This window comes from Salinisphaera hydrothermalis C41B8 (assembly GCF_000732535.1).
Classification (GTDB): Bacteria; Pseudomonadota; Gammaproteobacteria; order Nevskiales; family Salinisphaeraceae; genus Salinisphaera; species Salinisphaera hydrothermalis.
This window is the reverse complement of sequence record NZ_APNK01000043.1, coordinates 1-17,529: the sequence shown is the minus strand read 5'-3', so window position 1 is coordinate 17,529 and position 17,529 is coordinate 1. Positions and strand designations below refer to the sequence as shown.

Annotated in this window: 15 protein-coding genes, 1 tRNA gene and 1 pseudogene; 5 read left to right on the top strand and 12 right to left on the bottom strand. The window is 64.5% G+C overall.

Features of this window, described 5'->3' with window-relative positions; all coding sequences use genetic code 11:
- Positions 1 to 31 precede the first annotated feature (31 nt).
- The 3 genes and pseudogenes from rimM to ffh form a co-directional block, all read right to left on the bottom strand.
- Positions 32 to 562: a ribosome maturation factor RimM gene (gene rimM, locus C41B8_RS17265; RefSeq protein WP_037341085.1), complete on the bottom strand. Its 531-nt coding sequence runs from the start codon at positions 560 to 562 to the stop codon at positions 32 to 34.
- Positions 563 to 709: 147 nt separating this feature from the next.
- A pseudogene (gene rpsP / locus C41B8_RS20945) lies at positions 710 to 946 on the bottom strand (30S ribosomal protein S16); the annotation flags it as partial.
- 126 nt (positions 947 to 1,072) lie between these two features.
- Entirely contained in the window at positions 1,073 to 2,482 is a 1,410-nt protein-coding gene (gene ffh / locus C41B8_RS17255; RefSeq protein ID WP_037341083.1) for a signal recognition particle protein, read from the bottom strand.
- A gap of 272 nt (positions 2,483 to 2,754) precedes the next feature.
- Here ffh and C41B8_RS17250 point away from each other — a divergent pair, with 272 nt between their 5' ends.
- Complete coding sequence (locus tag C41B8_RS17250; RefSeq protein ID WP_037341126.1) at positions 2,755 to 3,561, top strand: cytochrome C assembly family protein; 807 nt, start codon at positions 2,755 to 2,757, stop codon at positions 3,559 to 3,561.
- Positions 3,562 to 3,613: 52 nt separating this feature from the next.
- Positions 3,614 to 4,921, top strand: coding sequence for an HlyC/CorC family transporter (locus C41B8_RS17245; RefSeq protein ID WP_198025270.1), 1,308 nt, complete (start codon positions 3,614 to 3,616; stop codon positions 4,919 to 4,921).
- A 406-nt stretch (positions 4,922 to 5,327) separates the two neighbouring features.
- Here the strand turns inward: C41B8_RS17245 and radA are convergent, their stop codons facing one another.
- Complete coding sequence (gene radA, locus C41B8_RS17240; RefSeq protein WP_037341078.1) at positions 5,328 to 6,701, bottom strand: DNA repair protein RadA; 1,374 nt, start codon at positions 6,699 to 6,701, stop codon at positions 5,328 to 5,330.
- A gap of 139 nt (positions 6,702 to 6,840) precedes the next feature.
- Here radA and C41B8_RS17235 point away from each other — a divergent pair, with 139 nt between their 5' ends.
- A complete protein-coding gene (locus C41B8_RS17235; protein ID WP_037341076.1) occupies positions 6,841 to 7,782 on the top strand; it encodes an alpha/beta hydrolase in 942 nt (313 codons plus the stop codon).
- Here the strand turns inward: C41B8_RS17235 and alr are convergent, their stop codons facing one another.
- From alr to rnr, 8 genes are all read right to left on the bottom strand, one after another.
- Entirely contained in the window at positions 7,783 to 8,847 is a 1,065-nt protein-coding gene (gene alr / locus C41B8_RS17230) for an alanine racemase (protein ID WP_037341073.1), read from the bottom strand.
- A gap of 62 nt (positions 8,848 to 8,909) precedes the next feature.
- Positions 8,910 to 10,265, bottom strand: a complete 1,356-nt coding sequence (gene dnaB, locus C41B8_RS17225; RefSeq protein ID WP_051883725.1) for a replicative DNA helicase — start codon at positions 10,263 to 10,265, stop codon at positions 8,910 to 8,912.
- 111 nt (positions 10,266 to 10,376) lie between these two features.
- Entirely contained in the window at positions 10,377 to 10,982 is a 606-nt protein-coding gene (gene rplI, locus C41B8_RS17220; RefSeq protein ID WP_084189168.1) for a 50S ribosomal protein L9, read from the bottom strand.
- A 12-nt stretch (positions 10,983 to 10,994) separates the two neighbouring features.
- On the bottom strand, positions 10,995 to 11,225 hold the full coding sequence (gene rpsR / locus C41B8_RS17215; protein WP_006914321.1) for a 30S ribosomal protein S18: 231 nt from the start codon (positions 11,223 to 11,225) through the stop codon (positions 10,995 to 10,997).
- A 12-nt stretch (positions 11,226 to 11,237) separates the two neighbouring features.
- The gene (gene rpsF, locus C41B8_RS17210; protein ID WP_037341069.1) at positions 11,238 to 11,609 is read right to left on the bottom strand and encodes a 30S ribosomal protein S6; all 372 of its coding nucleotides are present in this window, start codon (positions 11,607 to 11,609) and stop codon (positions 11,238 to 11,240) included.
- Positions 11,610 to 11,736: 127 nt separating this feature from the next.
- Positions 11,737 to 12,483 (bottom strand): 23S rRNA (guanosine(2251)-2'-O)-methyltransferase RlmB, encoded by a 747-nt coding sequence (gene rlmB / locus C41B8_RS17205; RefSeq protein WP_037341066.1) that lies wholly within the window; start codon positions 12,481 to 12,483, stop codon positions 11,737 to 11,739.
- Between the two features lie 74 nt (positions 12,484 to 12,557).
- The gene (locus C41B8_RS17200) at positions 12,558 to 13,298 is read right to left on the bottom strand and encodes an OmpA family protein (protein ID WP_051883721.1); all 741 of its coding nucleotides are present in this window, start codon (positions 13,296 to 13,298) and stop codon (positions 12,558 to 12,560) included.
- 35 nt (positions 13,299 to 13,333) lie between these two features.
- A complete protein-coding gene (gene rnr, locus C41B8_RS17195) occupies positions 13,334 to 15,625 on the bottom strand; it encodes a ribonuclease R (RefSeq protein ID WP_232226112.1) in 2,292 nt (763 codons plus the stop codon).
- Between the two features lie 97 nt (positions 15,626 to 15,722).
- On the opposite strand from rnr, the gene C41B8_RS17190 reads away from it, so the two are divergent.
- Both C41B8_RS17190 and C41B8_RS17185 read left to right on the top strand, forming a co-directional pair.
- Positions 15,723 to 15,809: transfer RNA gene (locus C41B8_RS17190), tRNA-Leu, on the top strand.
- 361 nt (positions 15,810 to 16,170) lie between these two features.
- Positions 16,171 to 17,142 carry a rhodanese-like domain-containing protein gene (locus tag C41B8_RS17185; protein ID WP_051883720.1) on the top strand — a complete coding sequence of 324 codons (972 nt, stop codon included), beginning with the start codon at positions 16,171 to 16,173 and terminating at the stop codon, positions 17,140 to 17,142.
- Positions 17,143 to 17,529: the final 387 nt, after the last annotated feature.

Here is a 17,529-nt window from a genome sequence, read left to right as displayed (position 1 = left end):
CGGAGCCGGACGCGGCGCGTCGGGCGCGATTTTAAAAATCGGGGTCCCAGTCGACCGTCATGACGCCGGCTTCGAGATCCACCGACATCACGTACTCGTCCACGACGAGCGGGATCAATCGCTCACGATCGCCCTGGACGACCAGCACGTCGTTGGCGCCGGTTTCCATCATGGCCTTGACCTGACCGAGATCGATATCGTCGACCGTGACGACTTTAAGCCCGATCAGATCGAACCAATAATATTCGCCGGGTTCGGGATCGGGCATATCGGCCCGCTCGACCGCGATATCCAGATCGAGCAATTCGACCGCCGCATCGCGATCGGGCAAGGGCTGGCCGTCGTCATCGGCCAGCCGGGCTACGAGCGTTTTGCCCTGCACCCGGCCATCGACGACCTGATAACAACGTCTTGCGCCTTCGTTACCAATCCACCACCGGTCGTAATCGAGGATGGCCTCGGCCGGGCGCGTATACGAGTAGACCTTGACCCACCCGCGCACGCCGAACAGGCCGTGGACGCGGCCAAGTACGACGTGGCGATGCGGCGCCGTACCGGCCACGATCCAGACTTAGCTGGAGGCTTCGTCCTGCGCGGCTTCGGCCGAGACGTCACCCGTCTCGCCAGCCGGCACGGTCTGGCCCTTGGCTTCCTTGGCCTTGGACTCGGGCGGCGCGACGCGGGGCGCGGCCACACCTTCGCCGTGACGGTTGAAGGACTTGACCAGATTGGTCACGCGCTCGGACAGCTGCGCGCCCTGGCCCTTCCAGTATTCGATGCGCTCGATGTCCAGACGCAGCGGCACTTCGCCACCAACCGCCACCGGGTTGAAGAACCCGAGACGCTCGATGTAGCGACCGTCGCGTGCGTTGGCCTTGTGAGTAGCCACGATGTGATAGAAGGGCTTCTTCTTCGCGCCCGAGCGTGCAAGCCGGATTTTGACCATAGCCGTTTTATCGCCGTTGAGAATTCAATTTGCGCACGGCGGGTTCTTCCGCGCGCGGTTTAAAGGACGCGCATTGTACGTCAATCCGCGAAAAATGGAAGCCTTCGGGCCTCATGAAATTCGGGGTCAACGCCCCATGCCGCCCATGCCCGGCGGCAGCCCCGGGCCTCCACCGCCCATACCGCCCGGCATGTTCCCGCCCATGCCCTGCATGGCGCGCATCATTTTCTTCATGTTGCCGCCCTTGAGCTTCTTCATCATCTTGCGCATCTGGGTATGCTGCTTGAGCAGGCGGTTCACGTCCTGGACCTGGGTGCCCGAACCCGCCGCGATACGCCGCTTGCGCGAAGCCTTGATCACGTCCGGGAAGGATTTTTCCTGTTTGGTCATGGAGTCGACGATGGCCAGCATGCGCTTGACCTGGGTTTCGTCGGCCGCGGCGGCCATGCCCTTGGGCATCTGCGCCCCACCCGGCATTTTCTCCATCAGCGCACCGATGCCGCCCATTTCCTGCATCTGGCGCAGCTGATCGGCCAGGTCGTCGAGATCGAAGCCCTTGCCTTTCTTGAGCTTCTTGGCGAGCTTTTCGGCCTTCTGCTTGTCGACCTTTTGCTCGGCCTCTTCGACCAGCGACAGCACGTCGCCCATGCCGAGGATGCGCGAGGCGACCCGATCGGGATGGAACGGCTCCAGCGCATCGAGCTTCTCGCCGGTGCCGAGGAACTTGATCGGCTTGCCGGTGATCTGGCGGACCGACAACGCCGCACCGCCGCGGGCATCGCCGTCGACCTTGGTCAGTACCACGCCGGTCAGCGGCAGCGCGTCGCCAAAGGCCTTGGCCGTGTTGGCGGCGTCCTGGCCGGTCATCGAGTCGACCACGAACAACGTCTCGATCGGGTCGAGCGTGTCGTGCAGCTCGCGCACCTCGGCCATCATCTTTTCGTCGATGCCGAGACGACCGGCGGTATCGACGATCAGCACGTCGTAGAAGCCTTTGCGCGCGGCTTCCAGCGCTGCCTTGGCGATCTTTTTCGGCTGGTCGCTCGACGTACTCGGCTGGAAATCCACCCCGACGTCCGAGGCCACACGCTCGAGCTGGTCGATGGCGGCGGGACGATAGACGTCGGCCGAGACCACCAGCACCGATTTCTTTTCGCGTTCCTTGAGGTAGCGCGCGAGCTTACCGGTCGAGGTGGTCTTGCCCGAGCCCTGCAGCCCCGCCATGAGCACCACGGCCGGCGGTTTGGTCTTGAGGTCGAGCGATTCGTTCGCTTCGCCGAGCAGACTGGTGAGCTCGTCGCGCACGATCTTGATCAGCGCCTGGCCCGGCGTGAGGCTCGTCATCACCTCCGAGCCGACCGCACGCCCGCGGATATCTTCGACGAACTGCTTGACGACGGGCAGCGCGACATCGGCCTCGAGCAACGCCATGCGTACTTCGCGCAGCGTGGACTTGATGTTGTCCTCGGTCAGCCGACCGCGGCCCGACAACGTCTTGAGGCTGCGATTGAGGCGATCACTTAGAGAGTCGAACATGGCAACGCGCCTTGCTGTAATTCAACGCCCAGTATAACGGTCGTAGCCGCTCTGTCGTGATTCGATTGTTCATTTCCCGCGGCGCGAGCACTGCGCGGATGGCGTCGAACGCCGTCCGACACTTGGCTGCGGCCACATCCGGCGTCACCGCGAACCCGCGGCCGGCGCGGCCCACAGGCGACGGTATCGCGCCCTGCCGCGGCAAACGTCAACAGGGCGCGACACAAATACGGCAGAATAAGCACCATGATATTCCCTGCATCGAACCCTCGATGACGTTCGTCATCATCGAAGTGCTGCTGGCGACGACCGCGTATGCCGCCGCGACCTATGCGGTCTACCAGCACCATGCGACCGGCGCGCCCTACCTCAGGGTGACGCTACTGGCCGGCCTCGGGCTGGTAATGCACATGGTCGCCCTCGTCCACATGACGCTGCATACCGGCGCCATGATCATCGGCGTCGGCTCCGCCTTATCGCTGTTCGCCTGGCAAGCCGCGCTGCTGTTATGGCTGTTTTCGCTCAAGCGCTCGATTGGTGCGCTGGGCCTGGTGATGTATCCGCTCGCCGGATTGTGCGCCATCGCCGGGCTCCTCGTGCCCGATCCAAACGGGGCGCGCGAGGCACTGGACTGGCCGTTGCAGGCCCACATCATGCTTTCGATGCTCGCCTACGGTCTGCTGACACTCGGCGCGGTTCAAGCCGCCGTGCTGTCGCTCCAGCATCGCCAGCTGCGCCAACATCCGCCCTCCGGTCTGTTCACCACGCTGCCGCCATTGCAGACCATGGAGACGCTGTTGTTCCGCCTCATCGGGGCGGGATTTTTCATGCTCAGCCTGGCGATTGCCACCGGCGCGCTGTTCATCAGCCATCTGTTCGAGCAGCACCTGGCCCACAAGGCTGTGCTGTCGGTCGCGGCGTGGCTGGTGTTCGCCATTTTGCTGTTCGGCCGCTGGCGCTACGGTTGGCGCGGACGCCTGGCGGTACGGGGCGTGATGATCGGCTATGTGGTGCTCGTTTTCGCGTACTTCGGCAGCAAGTTGGTGCTCGAGCTGATTCTGGGCGAACATTGGTGGTAACCGCCGCGCGTCGCCCGCACGGCGATTTCATTTGATCACGAGCCTGTAGCTCTTGGACGCAATTCCCCTGTGGATGCTGTTCGGCATCCTGATCCTGATGCTGGTTTTGTCGGCGTTCTTCTCCGGTTCCGAGACCGGCCTGATGACCGTCAACCGTTATCGCATGAAGCACATGGCCAAGACCGGCCATGGCGGGGCGAAGCGCGCGGCCGACATGCTCGAGACCCCGGACAAGCTGATCGGCCTGATCCTGCTGGGGAACAATCTCGTCAATATCATCGCCTCGTCGTTGGCGACCGTAATCGGCATTCGGCTGTACGGCGACTTCGGTGTGGTGCTGTCGACCATCTTCCTGACGATCGCGGTGCTGGTGTTTTCCGAGGTCACGCCGAAGACCCTGTCGGCGCTGTATCCGGAGCGCATCGCCTACCCGGCGGCCTATATTTACAAGCCGCTGTTGAAGGTGTTCTGGCCGCTGGTCTACCTGTTCAACTCGGCTGGGCGCGGCGTGCTATGGCTGCTCCGCGTCTCGCCGGAAGACGCGGCCGGACATTCCCTATCGTCCGAGGAGCTGCGCACGGTAGTCACCGAGGCCGGGGCCATGATCCCGCGCCGCCACCAGAAGATGCTGCTGTCGATCCTCGACATGGAAAACGCCACGGTCGAGGACATCATGGTGCCGCGAAACGAGATCGTCGGCATCGATATCAGCAAGCCGTGGCCGGAGATCCTGGAACAGCTGGTGCACAACCAGCACACGCGCCTGCCGTTGTTCGACGGCTCCATCGACGAGATCAAGGGCATCGTGCATATGCGTCGGTTGCTGGCACTGATCTCCAACGGCGAACTCGACCAGGACACGCTCGTGTCCATGGCGAGCACGCCCTATTTCATTCCGGAAAACACGCCGCTCAACCAACAGCTGCTCAATTTCCAGAACCAGAAACGGCGCATCGGCTTCGTGGTCGACGAATACGGCGACATCCAGGGCCTGGCCACGCTCGAGGACATCCTCGAGGAAATCGTGGGCGAGTTCACCACCGACCCGCTCACGCGCGTGAAGAACGTGACCATGGACGGCGAGAACAGCTATCTGGTCGACGGCACCGTGTCGATTCGCGCGCTCAACCGCGCGCTCGGCTGGAAGCTGCCGGTGGAAGGCCCGCGCACCGTGAACGGGCTGATCACCGAGCAGACCGAGACCATCCCGAAGGCCGGCACGCGGGTGAAGATCGGTAAATATGTGTTCGAGATCACCGAAACCAGCGCCAACCTGATCCAGACCGTGCGCATCCAGCCGCCGCGCCGCAAGCCACGCCGAACTCGGGCGAACACGGAAACCGAGGGCGATAACGCCTGATTCGCGCTCGGCATCGGCCGGCACAGGCGCGGCTTGGAGCCCATCTAAAGACTTGAAGATGGACGAGTGCTGTCAGTCGGATGAGGGCCTACGACGCAGTAGCCACGGTTCTGCTCTCGCGCTGCGTTCCTGCCAGAACACCGTCCGCAGATCTACGCAGATGCTGCTGTACTGTCGTGGCGTCGCGGGTTCGAAGCGCTAAACGGCGACTGAGCCGGTCGGAACGCCGAACTCGAAGATTCGGACGCATCAATCACCGCTTGCGCCACGATCGCTCTCTTGCGCCCGAACAGACTCCCCGCCCCATCTCGTAGATCTGTGTTGATCTGCGGATAAATGCCTTAAAGGCACTTTTGGCTCCCGGCCGGCCTTCCGCGATGGAGGCAACGCACGGCTCGGTCCCGATTCAGCCGGTCACGGCCTCGATCGCCTCGCCGAGCCTCGCCACCGGCACGACTTCGAGCTCGCCCACGCGTCGCGAGCGTGGTGTATTGGCCTTGGGCGCGATGGCCCGCGTGAAACCGTGCTTGGCGGCTTCGGCCAGGCGCTCCTCGCCGCCGGGCACCGGCCGGATTTCGCCGGCCAGGCCGATCTCGCCGAAGATGATCAGCTTGTCGCCCAGCGGCCGATCGCGAAAGCTCGACAGCGCGGCCAGCACGACGGCAAGGTCGGCCGCGGTTTCGCTCACCCGCATACCGCCGACGACGTTGACGAACACGTCCTGATCGCCGAGCGCGATGCCGCCGTGGCGATGCAGCACGGCAAGCAGCATCGCCAGCCGCTGCGAATCGGGACCGAGCGCGACCCGGCGCGGGTTGTGCAACTGCGAGCCGTCCACCAGCGCCTGCACCTCGACCAGCATCGGCCGCGAGCCTTCGCGCGTGACCATCACCGCGCTGCCCGGCACGGCCTGTTCGTGACGCGACAGAAAGATCGCACTCGGATTGGTGACCTGCTTGAGGCCGGCGCCCGACATGGCGAACACGCCCAGCTCGTTGACCGCGCCGAAGCGGTTCTTCACCGCCCGGATGACGCGAAAACGCGACGACGCCTCGGCCTCGAAATACAACACCGTATCGACCATATGTTCGAGCACGCGCGGCCCGGCGATCGTGCCTTCTTTGGTGACGTGGCCAACAAGAATGAGCGCGGTGCCGGTCGCCTTGGCGAAGCGCACCAGCATCGAGGCGGATTCGCGCACCTGCGATACGCTGCCCGGCGCCGATGATAATGCCTGCGAAAACACGGTCTGGATCGAGTCGATCACCAGCAGGCGCGGCGCCTGGGGCTTGGCCAGCGCCAGCACGCGCTCCACGCAGGTCTCGGCCAATACCGCCAGATCGGCGCCGGCCACGCCGAGCCGCTGGGCGCGAAGCTGAACCTGCTCCAGCGATTCTTCGCCGGTGTCGTAGAGCGCGGGGATATCCGCCGACAACTGGGCCAGCACCTGTAACAGCAACGTCGATTTGCCGATGCCCGGGTCGCCGCCGATCAGAATCACCGAGCCCGGCACGAGGCCGCCGCCGAGCACGCGATCGAGCTCGGACAGGCCGGTCGGCGTGCGCGGCGTCTCGCGCGGCGTGATGGCATTGAGTTTCTGGACCTGCGGCGTGGTATCGCCGAACGAGACCGGCGGGGCCGCGGCTCCGGGCTTGGATGGGGCCGCCGGCACGGTTTCGGTCAGCGTGTTCCAGGCGCCGCAATCGGGACACTGGCCGGACCACTTGGGCTGGGTCGAACCGCATTGATCGCAGACGAATACTGTCTTGCTCTTGGCCATTCGGGTCGCTCGGGGCTGGATCGGTAACGCCGGCGGCATGTCGCAGGCATCAACAGAGCGTGGGCAAACGGGCATACTAGGGCCTGAGTGACGCCACGCCAACACGGCGCGACAGTCCAAGGGAGAACACCGCTCGATCATGGTGGATCGCGAAGATTTCGAATTCGACAGCCGCGGCACGACCTGCCGGGCCTGGTTCTATCCGGCGCAGAACGAGTCGATGGACAGCCCCGCTGGCGTGCCCTGCATCGTCATGGCGCACGGCCTGGGCGGCACGCGCGACGCCGGGCTGGAGCCCTACGCCCAGATATTCGCCGACGCCGGCTTTGCCGTACTCGTGTTCGACTATCGTTACTTCGGCGCCAGCGACGGCCGCCCTCGCCAGCTGCTCTCGGTGCCCGCCCAACTGGCGGACTGGGCCGCAGCGATCGCCGCCGTGCGCGAGATCGACGGCATCGACCCGGATCGCGTGGCTCTCTGGGGCACGTCGTTTTCCGGCGGGCACGTGATCGCGGCCGGCGCCGCCGACAAGCGCGTTGCGGCCATCAGCGCCCAAGGACCGATGATGGACGGTCGCGCTGCGGTGTTGAACGTTCTGCGCCGGCACGGACTCTGGCATATGCTGCGCCTGGTGATCGCCGGCCTGCGTGACAGACTGGCCGATCTGGCGGGTGCCGAGCCCTATCGCATCCCGTTGGTCGCCCGGCCCGGCGGCCTGGCCGCCATGGCCACCGATGACGCCTACGACGGCTACCAGGCGATCGTGCCGGACGACTGGCGCAACGAAATGAGTGCCCGCACGCTGCTCACGCTCGCGCTCTATCGCCCGGGCCGCAAGATCGGCCGGCTGCGCTGCCCCACCCTGATCCAGATCTGCGACGAAGACACGGTCGCCCCGCCCGAGTCCGCGAGCGCGGCCGCGGATCTGGGCGGCGAGAACGTGGTGGAGCGGCATTACCGCATCGGCCATTTCGATATCTATCGCGGCGCCGGATTCCGCCAGTCCAGCAGCGATCAGCTGCAGTTCTTCAAGCGCTCGCTGGCGCGGCGGCGCCCCGAGCCGGCCGCCGACGACGCCTGATCAAACGATCTCGACGCTAACCCGGCCCGTGAGGCGACAGAACAACTCGTAGGCAATGGTGCCGGCGGCCTCGGCGACTTCGTCGGCGGCCAGGCCGGGCCCCCAGAGCGTCACGCGCTCACCCACTACGGCCTCGGGCACCGCGCGCAGGTCGACCGTAATCATATCCATCGACACCCGGCCGACCAGCGCGGCGCGTTCACCCCGCACCAGGACGGGCGTGCCGGACGGCGCATGGCGCGGATAGCCATCGCCGTAGCCGATGCCGACCACCCCGACTTCCATATCCTCGGGCGCGCACCAGGTGGCGCCGTAGCCGATCGGCTCGCCGGCGGCCACGCGCCGGCGACTGATGATCGGCGCGGTGAGATGCATCGCCGGACGCAGATCGTAGTCGGCGGCCGTGGCGTCGGTCATCGGCGAACTGCCATAAAGCATGATGCCGGGGCGCACCACGTCGGCATGCGCCGCCGGCCAGGCCAGCACGCCGGCCGAGTTCGCGATCGAGCGCTGGCCGTCGACGCCGGTGGTGCCCGCCTCGAACGCGGCGAGCTGACGCTTGGTCATGGCACTGGCCGGGTCGTCCGCACAGCCCAGATGGGTCAACCAGCCCACCCGGCTGACGTGACGCAGCGTCTGCAATTGCGACTCGATTTCGGCGGCCTCGTCGGCCGCAAAACCGAGCCGGTGCATGCCCGAATCGAGCTTGATCCACACCGAGAGCTCGGGCCCGACATAGTCGGCCAGCACCGCGAGATGCGTGCGATCGAAGATCACCGGTCGGATATCGTGCTCGGCCGCCAGCGCGCAGGCCGCGGCATCCAGCGGCTGCGACAAGGTCATGATCGGCTGCGTGATCCCGCTCCATCGCAGCTGCATGGCCTCATCCAGGCTCGATACTGCGAAGCCGTCCGCGTCGTGCAGTGCGCGCGCCACGGTCGCTGCCCCGTGACCGTACCCGTCGGCCTTGATCGCGGCATACACCTCGCGACCCGGTGCGAGCTCATGGACACGCTCGAGGTTATGCGCCAGCGCGGATCGGTCGATGGTGGCCAGGGCCCGCATCAAAATCTCCCGGGCAAGAGGTTCGTGCCGCCGCCGGCATGCAAGACAAAGCTCAAAACGCCCTACTCCATGAAATCGTCGTCGTAGTGTTCCTGCAGATTCTCGAAGCGCGTGAGATGCGACAGGAACGCTGTGCGTGCGGTACCGAGCGGGCCGTTACGCTGCTTGCCGATGATGATCTCGGCCACGCCCTTGTCCTCGGTATTCTCGTTGTAGACCTCGTCGCGGTAGACGAACATGATGACGTCCGCATCCTGCTCGATACCGCCCGATTCACGCAGGTCCGACATGCGCGGGCGCTTGTTGTCGCGCTGCTCGACCTGACGGTTGAGCTGCGACAGCGCAATGACCGGTACGTTGAGCTCCTTGGCCATCGCCTTGAGCTGACGCGAGATTTCGGAAATCTCGTTGGTGCGGTTTTCCTTGGTGCCCGGCACCTGCATGAGCTGAAGATAGTCGACCACCACCAGCCCGATATCGTGTTCGCGTTTCAGCCGCCGGGCACGCGCACGCATTTCGGACGGCGACAGGCCGGCCGAATCGTCGATGAACAGCCGGGCATTCTCGTTCATGATGCCGATCGCCGACGTGATCTTGGGCCAGTCATCCTCGGTCAGCCGGCCGGAACGCAGCCGGGACTGATCTACCCGCCCCCAGGACGAGATCATGCGCAGCACGATCTGCTCGGCCGGCATTTCCAGCGAGAACACCGCCACCGGCACCTTCTCTTTGATGGAGACGTTTTCGACGATGTTCATGGCCAGCGACGTCTTGCCCATCGACGGGCGCCCGGCCAGGATCAGCAGGTCGGCAGGCTGCAGCCCGTTGGTCATCTTGTCGAATTCGATCAGCCCGGTCGGCACACCGGAGAACGCGCCTTCCTGGGCCACCAGTTCCTCGATGCGATTGACCGCCTTGGTCAGCAGCGAATTCAGCCCCTGCGGGCCCTCCTGCCCCTTGCGGCCCTGCTCGGCGATCTTGAAGATCTCCTGCTCGGCAACGCTCAGCACTTCCTCGGCGGACTGTCCGGCCGGTTCGAATGCAGTTGAGGTGATCGTATCGCCGGCGCGGATGAGCTGGCGCATGACCGAGCGCTCGCGCACGATTTCGGCATAGGCCTTGATGTTGGCCGCGCTCGGAATATCCGCCGCGAGATTGCCGATGTAGGTGGCGCCACCGGCTTTTTCCAACAGCCCGTTGTTGCGCAGCCATTCGGTGAGCGTAACGAGGTCACGGGGCTGGTTGGTGTCGGCCAGATCGGCCAGGCCGCGGAACAACAGCCGATGATCTTCGCGGTAGAAATCGTGCTCGGTGATCGAGCCGGCGATGTCGTCCCAGGCCTTCTCGGAAAGCAGCAGTCCGCCGATCACCGATTGTTCGGCTTCGATGGAATGCGGAGGCAGTTTGGCTTCGGCCATGGGCGCGTTGGATTCGTCGGTGGCGGGCGGTTCGCGCAGTTTACGCAAGGCAGGAACCAAAAAAAACGCCGCCCGGAGGCGGCGTTTGTCACGATCGGGGCAGCCGTTGATTTACGGCTCTTCGCGCTCCCCGATCGGCGCATCGGCTTCCGTGGCCGAGGCGTCGGCCGGCTCGCCGGCGTCTTCGACGCGCTCGCCCTCGACCTCTTCGGCCGTGGCGTCGGCTTCCGTGTCCTCGGTAACACGCACCGGCATGTTGATGCCCATGTCGGTCTGCTGGGCCACCACGATCTCGACCTCGCACACGACTTCAGCGTGCAAAGTCAGTTCGGCGATGTAGTAGCCGGTCTGCCGAATCGTGCCCTCGGTCAGCGTGACCTCGCGCGGATCGAGCTCGTGACCCTCGTCGACCACGGCCTGCGCGATTTCCTGCGGACCGACCGAGCCGAAGAGCTTGCCTTCGTCACTGGCGCGCATGGCGATCGTGAAGCTCTTGTTACGCAGCTGGCCGGCGCGCAGCTTGGCGCGGTCTTCGCGCTCCTGCGAAGCGGCCTGCAGCTCGGCGCGGCGCTCTTCAAAGACCGCCAGGTTCGACTTGGTGGCCGGCAGAGCCATGCCCCGCGGGAACAGATAGTTGCGCCCGTAACCGGCACGCACCGATACGGTGTCGCCGAGGTCGCCCAGGTTGCGGATTTTCTGTAGCAGAATGACGTCCACTTGAGCGCCTCCTTACGACGAATGACGGTCGGTGTACGGCAGCAGCGCGAGGAAACGCGCACGCTTGACCGCGGTCGACAGCTGACGCTGATAGCGGGCCGCGGTGCCGGTGATACGGCTGGGTACGATCTTGCCGGTTTCGGTGACGTACTGCTTGAGGGTCTCGATATCCTTGTAATCGATCTCCTCGACGCCTTCGGCGGTGAACTTGCAGAAACGACGGCGGCGGAAAAAACGTGCCATGGGAGTGCTCCTTTAGCTGGCGGCCGGGGCCTTGCGGTCCTCGGACTTGCGATCGTCCGACTTCTCGGCGTTCTTGGCCAAGGGGGACGGATCGACGTCGGCCTTGTGACGGGCAATGACGAGATGACGCAGCACGGCGTCGTTGAACCGGAACAAATCTTCCAGTTCCTCGCGCGCTTCCTGGCTGCACTCCACGTTCAGCAGCACATAGTGCGCCTTGTGGATCTTGGTGATCGGATAGGCCAGCTGGCGGCGGCCCCAGTCCTCGTGGCGATGCACCTTGCCGCCGTCGTTTTCGACGACGCCGCGGTACTTCTCCACCATGGCGGGCACCTGTTCGCTCTGGTCCGGATGGACCAGGAACACGATTTCATAATGTCGCATGATGTGTCCTTTCGGTTGAAAGCCCCCGGCGAGCGCCGTGGAGCAAGGAATCGCGACCACCGGCCGCGAGGCGCGCGATTGTAGTCGCTTGGCCCGCCACACGCAATGCGTGCGACCAGCCGGCGGCTTATCGACGCTGGCGCACGGTCTCGAACAACGCCACGCCGGTCGCCACCGACACGTTCAGGCTTTCCATGCCGGCGGCCATGGGAATGGAAACCCGCAGGTCGCAATGCTTGGCCGTGAGTTCGCGCATGCCCTTGGCCTCGCCGCCGGCCACCCAGACCAGCGGTCGTGGCAACTCGGCGTCATAGAGCGAGACTTCGGCGGTGCCGTCGAGGCCGACCACCCAGAACCCGTCGTCCTGTAATCGCTTGAGCGCTCTCGACAGATTGGTCACGGGCACGAATGGCACGCGCTCCGCCGCGCCGGCCGCTACCTTGCGGACCGACGCCGTCAGCCCGGCGGCACGCTTGCGCGGTGCGATCACCGCGGTCACGCCGGCCGCCGCGGCGCTACGCAGACAGGCGCCCAGATTATGCGGGTCCTGTACCTGATCCAGCGCAAGCACCCACGGATCCTCAACCGCGTGCAACAGTTCGGGCAACTCGGATTCGCGATATTCCTGCGGCGGCTCCACCTCGGCGATACACCCCTGATGACGCACTTCGGGAAGCCATGCATCCAGACGCGACATCGGCGCCATCTCAACCGGTACGCCAGCGGCTTCGGCGCGTGCTGCGAGCTCGTCGGCGCGCCCGCCGCGACGCCCCTCCGCCAGCCATAGCCGGCGTATCGGGCGCCCGGCCTCGAGGGCGGAGACCACGGCATGGAAACCGCCGATCCGTTCGTTATCGCTCGTATTCTGACTCATCAGGATTCAACCCGGTCTGCGTCCATCAAAAAAGCCCGGCAGCGCCGGGCTGTTGCAAGCGTTGAGCGGACAGCTCAGCCGTTATTGCCATCCGCGGTCTCGTACTGCGGGTTGCCGAGGTTCGGCGGCGCACTGAATGCGGCCTTCTCGTCGCCCTTGACGATCGGCTTGATGACGATCGCCACGCGCCGATTCTGCGCCCGTCCCTCGGCCGTCTTGTTGGAGGCGACCGGCTCCGATTCGCCGCGAGCCCAGGTCAGCACGCGCTTCGAGTTCACGCCGCGGCTCTCCAGGAATTGGGCCACCGCCTGCGCGCGTTCCTGTGACAGCTTCAGGTTGTGCTGCTTGGAGCCCGTGTTATCGGTAAAACCGACCACGTGTATGGCGGTCTTCTTATAGTCCTTGAGCACGTTCGCGATGCTGTTAAACGTGTTCTGGGCATTCGGGCTCAGATTGGCGCTATCCACGGCAAACGATGCATCGCTGGCCACACCGATCTTGAGCGTGTCCTGATTCAGCCGCGTGATGTTGAGTTCGTTGCGCGCCTGCTGCGCCGCCAGCTTCTTGTTGAGTTCCTTCTGCTGGTTGTCCATGTAATGGCCCACCCCGGCGCCGGCCAGCGCACCAAGCGCCGCGCCGATCGCGGCGTTGGTGCCGGACTTGTCACCGAGCTGCGAGCCCAGCAGACCGCCGAGCACCGCACCGGCACCGCCGCCAATCTCGGCCCGACGGTTCGGGTTGTCGGCACAGGCCGACAGCCCCAGGGCAGCAGCAACAGCCAGGGCAAGGGCAATGGAACTCTTCTGACGCAACATGGCTTTTCCTTGACGCATGATTGTAACGATGGAGATCAGGAGCGTTTCGCTCGGCGCTTGTTCGACCGCGACTTGCCGCCACTGTTTCCACCGCGCGACGATTTCTTCCGGCCGCGGCTACCGGCCGATTTGCCGTCATCGCGATCCACCGGCTCGAAATCGATCTTGCGCTCGTCCAGATCGACGCGCGCCACCCGCACCTTCATCTTGTCGGCCAGCCGATAGACGCGCCCGGAATGCTCGCCGCGCAGGCAGCGCGACTGGGCATCGAAGTGATAGAAGTCGCTGGACAGCGACGACACATGCACCAGTCCGGTGGCGAAGATGCCGTCGAGCTCGACGAACAGACCGAAACCCGTCACGCCGGTCACGGTGCCGTCGAAGGTCTGGCCGAGCGAATCGCTCATGTACTCGCACTTGAGCCAGTCATCCACGTCGCGTGTGGCATCGTCGGCGCGCTGTTCGGCTTCGGAACAGATCTGGCCGAGCTGTTCCATGGCGGCGTTGTCGTAACCGAAGGTCTTGGGCCGCCGACGTTTCTCGACGTGCTTGATCGCGCGATGCACCAGCAGATCCGGATAACGCCGGATCGGCGAGGTGAAATGCGCGTAGTGATCCAGCGCCAGCCCGAAGTGGCCTTCGTTGTGCGGCGTATACACCGCCCGCTGCAGACTGCGCAGCATCACGGTCTGAATCAGGTTGGCGTCGGCACGCCCTTCGACCTGCTCGAGCAGCCGGGCATAGTCCGCCGCATCGGGATCGTTGCCGCCCGGCAACGCCAGACCGCGCTCGGCCAGGAACGCGCGAAGATCCTCCAGTGCGTCGGCGGCCGGCCCGGCATGCACGCGATACAGCATGGGCATGCGCTTGCGCGTGAGGTGCTTGGTCGTGGCCACGTTGGCCGCGATCATGCACTCCTCGATGATCTTGTGCGCCACGTTGCGCTCGGTGGGCACGATACGCGCGATCTTGCGGTCTTCGTTGAAGATGATGCGCGTGGCCTGGGTCTCGAATTCGATGGCGCCGCGATCACGTCGCTGCAGACGCATGGCGTCGTACAGGGCATGCAGATCGTTGAGCGGTGTCTTGAGGCTCTCGTAGCGCTTCGGCAGGTTCTCGGGGTTCTCCAGCCAGTCCGCCACCTGTTCATAGAGCAGACGCGCGTGGGAGCGGATCACCGCCGAATAGAACTTCGACGACTTCAGCTCGCCCGAGCGGTCCAGGCGCATTTCGCAGACGATGGCGAGCCGATCGACCTCCGGATTGAGCGAGCACAGCCCGTTGGACAGGGCCTCGGGCAACATCGGCACGACGTGATCGGGGAAATACACCGACGTCGCCCGGCGCTGCGCCTCGGCGTCCAGCGGCGAATCCTGATCGACATAGTGCGAAACATCCGCAATCGCGACCCAGAGTTTGAACCCGCGCGGTGTCTTTTTGGCATAAACCGCGTCATCGAAATCGCGCGCGTCGGCACCGTCGATGGTCACGAACGGCTGATCGCGCAGATCCACCCGCGATTGCTTGTCCGCCTCGGCGACTTCATCGCCACAGGCGCGCGCCTGATCCAGCGCCTCCTGCGGCCACTCGTGCGGAATACCGTGCGAGCGGATCGCGACCTCGATCTCCATGCCCGGCGCCATGCGGTCGCCCAGCACTTCGACCACTTCGCCGATCGGCTGGGCCCGCTTGGACGGTGGCTGAGTGATGCGCACCGTCACGATCTGTTCGTTGTGGGCATCGCCGCGGGCATTGGCCGGTACGCGAATTTCGTGACCGATGCGCGTGTTGTCGGGCACCACGTGGTACATGCCGTCTTCTTCGACGAAGCGGCCGATCACGGTGTCGTTCGCGCGCTCGAGCACCTCGGCAATCCGGCCTTCGCGCCGGCCGCGCGAATCGCGACCGGTCACGTGCACCACGGCACGGTCGCCGTGCATGACTTGGCGCATCTGGCGCGGACTCAGGAACACGTCGTCGCCTTCGGCGTCGTCAGGCAACAGGAAGCCGAAACCGTCACGATGGCCCTGTACGCGTCCGCGCACCAGATCCATCTTGTCGATCGGGCCCAGGGCGCCACGGCGGTTTTCCAGCAACTGGCCGTCGCGCAGCATCGCGCGCAGGCGATGGTCGAATGCCTCGGCCGCATCCCCGGCCAGCGCGTAGTACTCGACGAGCTCTTCGCGCGTCATGGGCCGCCCTTCGGCGGCCATATCCTCCAGTACGAGTTGTCGGCTGGGCACGGGCTCTGCGTAGCTGCCCTGCTCGGCCGAGAACTTCGGATCGCGGTCGCGCCAATCGTTCACGGGGCGTTTTTTCTTACTCAAAATATTTCTCCATAAGCGCTCACGATACCGCAAACACAAAACCGCAGAAATCGTTATTGACAAACCGGGATGTGGCGCCTAAATTACGCGCTCCGCAGCCGAGGTGGCGGAATTGGTAGACGCGCTAGCTTCAGGTGCTAGTGAGCTAACGCTCGTGGAGGTTCAAGTCCTCTCCTCGGCACCAGATTAAGAAAAGCCGCTGATTTTTCAGCGGCTTTTCTTTTGTCTGCCGTTTATACCGCGTCGGCGGCATCGGTCTTCAGTACCCCGCTCGATCACAGGGCTGCATAGCGTCCAAGCAGTCCACCGCCAGTCCGGGCATGCGCTCATAAGTGCTGGCACGCCTCCCCGTTTCGACGGGTTCCCGCCTTGCTCGCCGGACGGCGTTTCATCTCTCGCGGCGATACGATATGCGTGCCTGGGACTCGGCTCTAAGTTCGTGCACGCCGCCATGGCTTGAATCCGGCCGGTGTGCACGCATTTCTGCGCTATAACTCCCTGCCCGATGCGTTCCTCGTGACCGCCATACTGACTGGATCTCGGTTATGAATCACGGCGACCCGGCTCAGGGCGCGCTCGCCTTGCTGTTTCTCAATGTATTTGCGGAACAGATGGGCTTCCCGGTGCCGTCCTATCCGGCCCTGCTTATTGCGGGCTCGCTCGCCTCGTTGACAGTCGGCGATGCGGGCTACGTGGCCGTGGTCTGGTTGATCGCGATGGTCGCCTGCGAGCTGGCCGATAGCATCTGGTACGGCGTCGGTCGCCGCTACGGGCATTGGTCGATGGCGCAGGTCTGCCGCGTGTCGCTCGAGCCGGATACCTGTATTCGCAAGAACCGCAATCTCTACCTGAGTGTCGGTCCAAAGCTACTGATCGTGGCCAAGATCGTGCCCGGCCTCGGCGCCCTGTCCACACTGATGGCCGGCGCCACCCGGACGCGTTATCTCACCTTTCTGCTGTTCGACGGTATCGGCTCGGCGCTATGGGTGAGTTCAGGGCTCGTGCTGGGCATGATTTTCCAGCGTACGATCCTGGCAACGCTGCATTGGCTCGAAACGTACCTGGTGCAAGGCATTTTCATCGTCGCCGGCGCGCTGTTCCTGTTCGTCTTCTGGAAGGCCTGGCGGCGTCATCGGTTCCTCAAGCAAAGCCGGCTCGTGCCACGGGTCGAAATCGACGAACTACTGGCGATGCAGGCAGAAACGCCCGATCTGCGGATCGTGGATGTTCGCGAACCCAGCGTCGTCGACGAAACCATCCCCGACGCCATCGCGATCCCGCTCGACGCGGCGATCGATCGGGCCATGCCCGATACCGACGCTGAAACTCCGATCGTGGTGTTCTGTGCCTGTCCGAACGAAGTCTCGGCCGCGCTAGTGGCGCTCAAGCTGCAGGCCGCCGGATACCGGCATACCTATGCGCTGGTCGGGGGGTACGATGCGTGGCAGGCGACCGTCGGCACAAGCATGCCGACGGGCGATGCCGACACCCGGCCGAGCGCTTCGAATCGCAACTAGGGCGTGTCGTCATGAGAGACGCCACCGCATGAGGCCCGCCCTATGGTCTGTTGAGGTTTCGTGTGAGTCCGCGCCAAGCACTGTTTTGCGGCAAGACGAGGCGTAGCGAACGTGGCGTAGTTGTTCTACGCGAGAGAGCTATAACGCTGGATTGCCGTCGTGTCGTCAATTTATATGGGCGCTTGTCCCTTCGGGTTGGGCCGCCCATTAGAAATTAACCAGGGGCGCCCGGCGGCGTTGCGAGTCTGGGTCGTGGCTCGCCACGACGCGGCGACTCGCGCCTTGCCGGACACGATTTGCGAACGCCAACGCGGCGCTTGCACGAAACCTCAACAGACCCTAGGTGTGTAAACCCACCACATTGTTCACGTTGAGCCGCAGTCGGCT

Excerpts from the sequence above, each read along its gene's own strand:
- ffh (WP_037341083.1), bottom strand. The coding sequence starts at position 2,482 with ATGTTCGACTCTCTAAGTGATCGCCTCAATCGCAGCCTCAAGACGTTG.
- C41B8_RS17250 (WP_037341126.1), top strand. The coding sequence starts at position 2,755 with ATGACGTTCGTCATCATCGAAGTGCTGCTGGCGACGACCGCGTATGCC.
- radA (WP_037341078.1), bottom strand. The coding sequence starts at position 6,701 with ATGGCCAAGAGCAAGACAGTATTCGTCTGCGATCAATGCGGTTCGACC.
- C41B8_RS17235 (WP_037341076.1), top strand. The coding sequence starts at position 6,841 with ATGGTGGATCGCGAAGATTTCGAATTCGACAGCCGCGGCACGACCTGC.
- alr (WP_037341073.1), bottom strand. The coding sequence starts at position 8,847 with ATGCGGGCCCTGGCCACCATCGACCGATCCGCGCTGGCGCATAACCTC.
- dnaB (WP_051883725.1), bottom strand. The coding sequence starts at position 10,265 with ATGGCCGAAGCCAAACTGCCTCCGCATTCCATCGAAGCCGAACAATCG.
- rpsR (WP_006914321.1), bottom strand. The coding sequence starts at position 11,225 with ATGGCACGTTTTTTCCGCCGCCGTCGTTTCTGCAAGTTCACCGCCGAA.
- rpsF (WP_037341069.1), bottom strand. The coding sequence starts at position 11,609 with ATGCGACATTATGAAATCGTGTTCCTGGTCCATCCGGACCAGAGCGAA.
- rlmB (WP_037341066.1), bottom strand. The coding sequence starts at position 12,483 with ATGAGTCAGAATACGAGCGATAACGAACGGATCGGCGGTTTCCATGCC.
- C41B8_RS17200 (WP_051883721.1), bottom strand. The coding sequence starts at position 13,298 with ATGTTGCGTCAGAAGAGTTCCATTGCCCTTGCCCTGGCTGTTGCTGCT.
- C41B8_RS17185 (WP_051883720.1), top strand. The coding sequence starts at position 16,171 with ATGAATCACGGCGACCCGGCTCAGGGCGCGCTCGCCTTGCTGTTTCTC.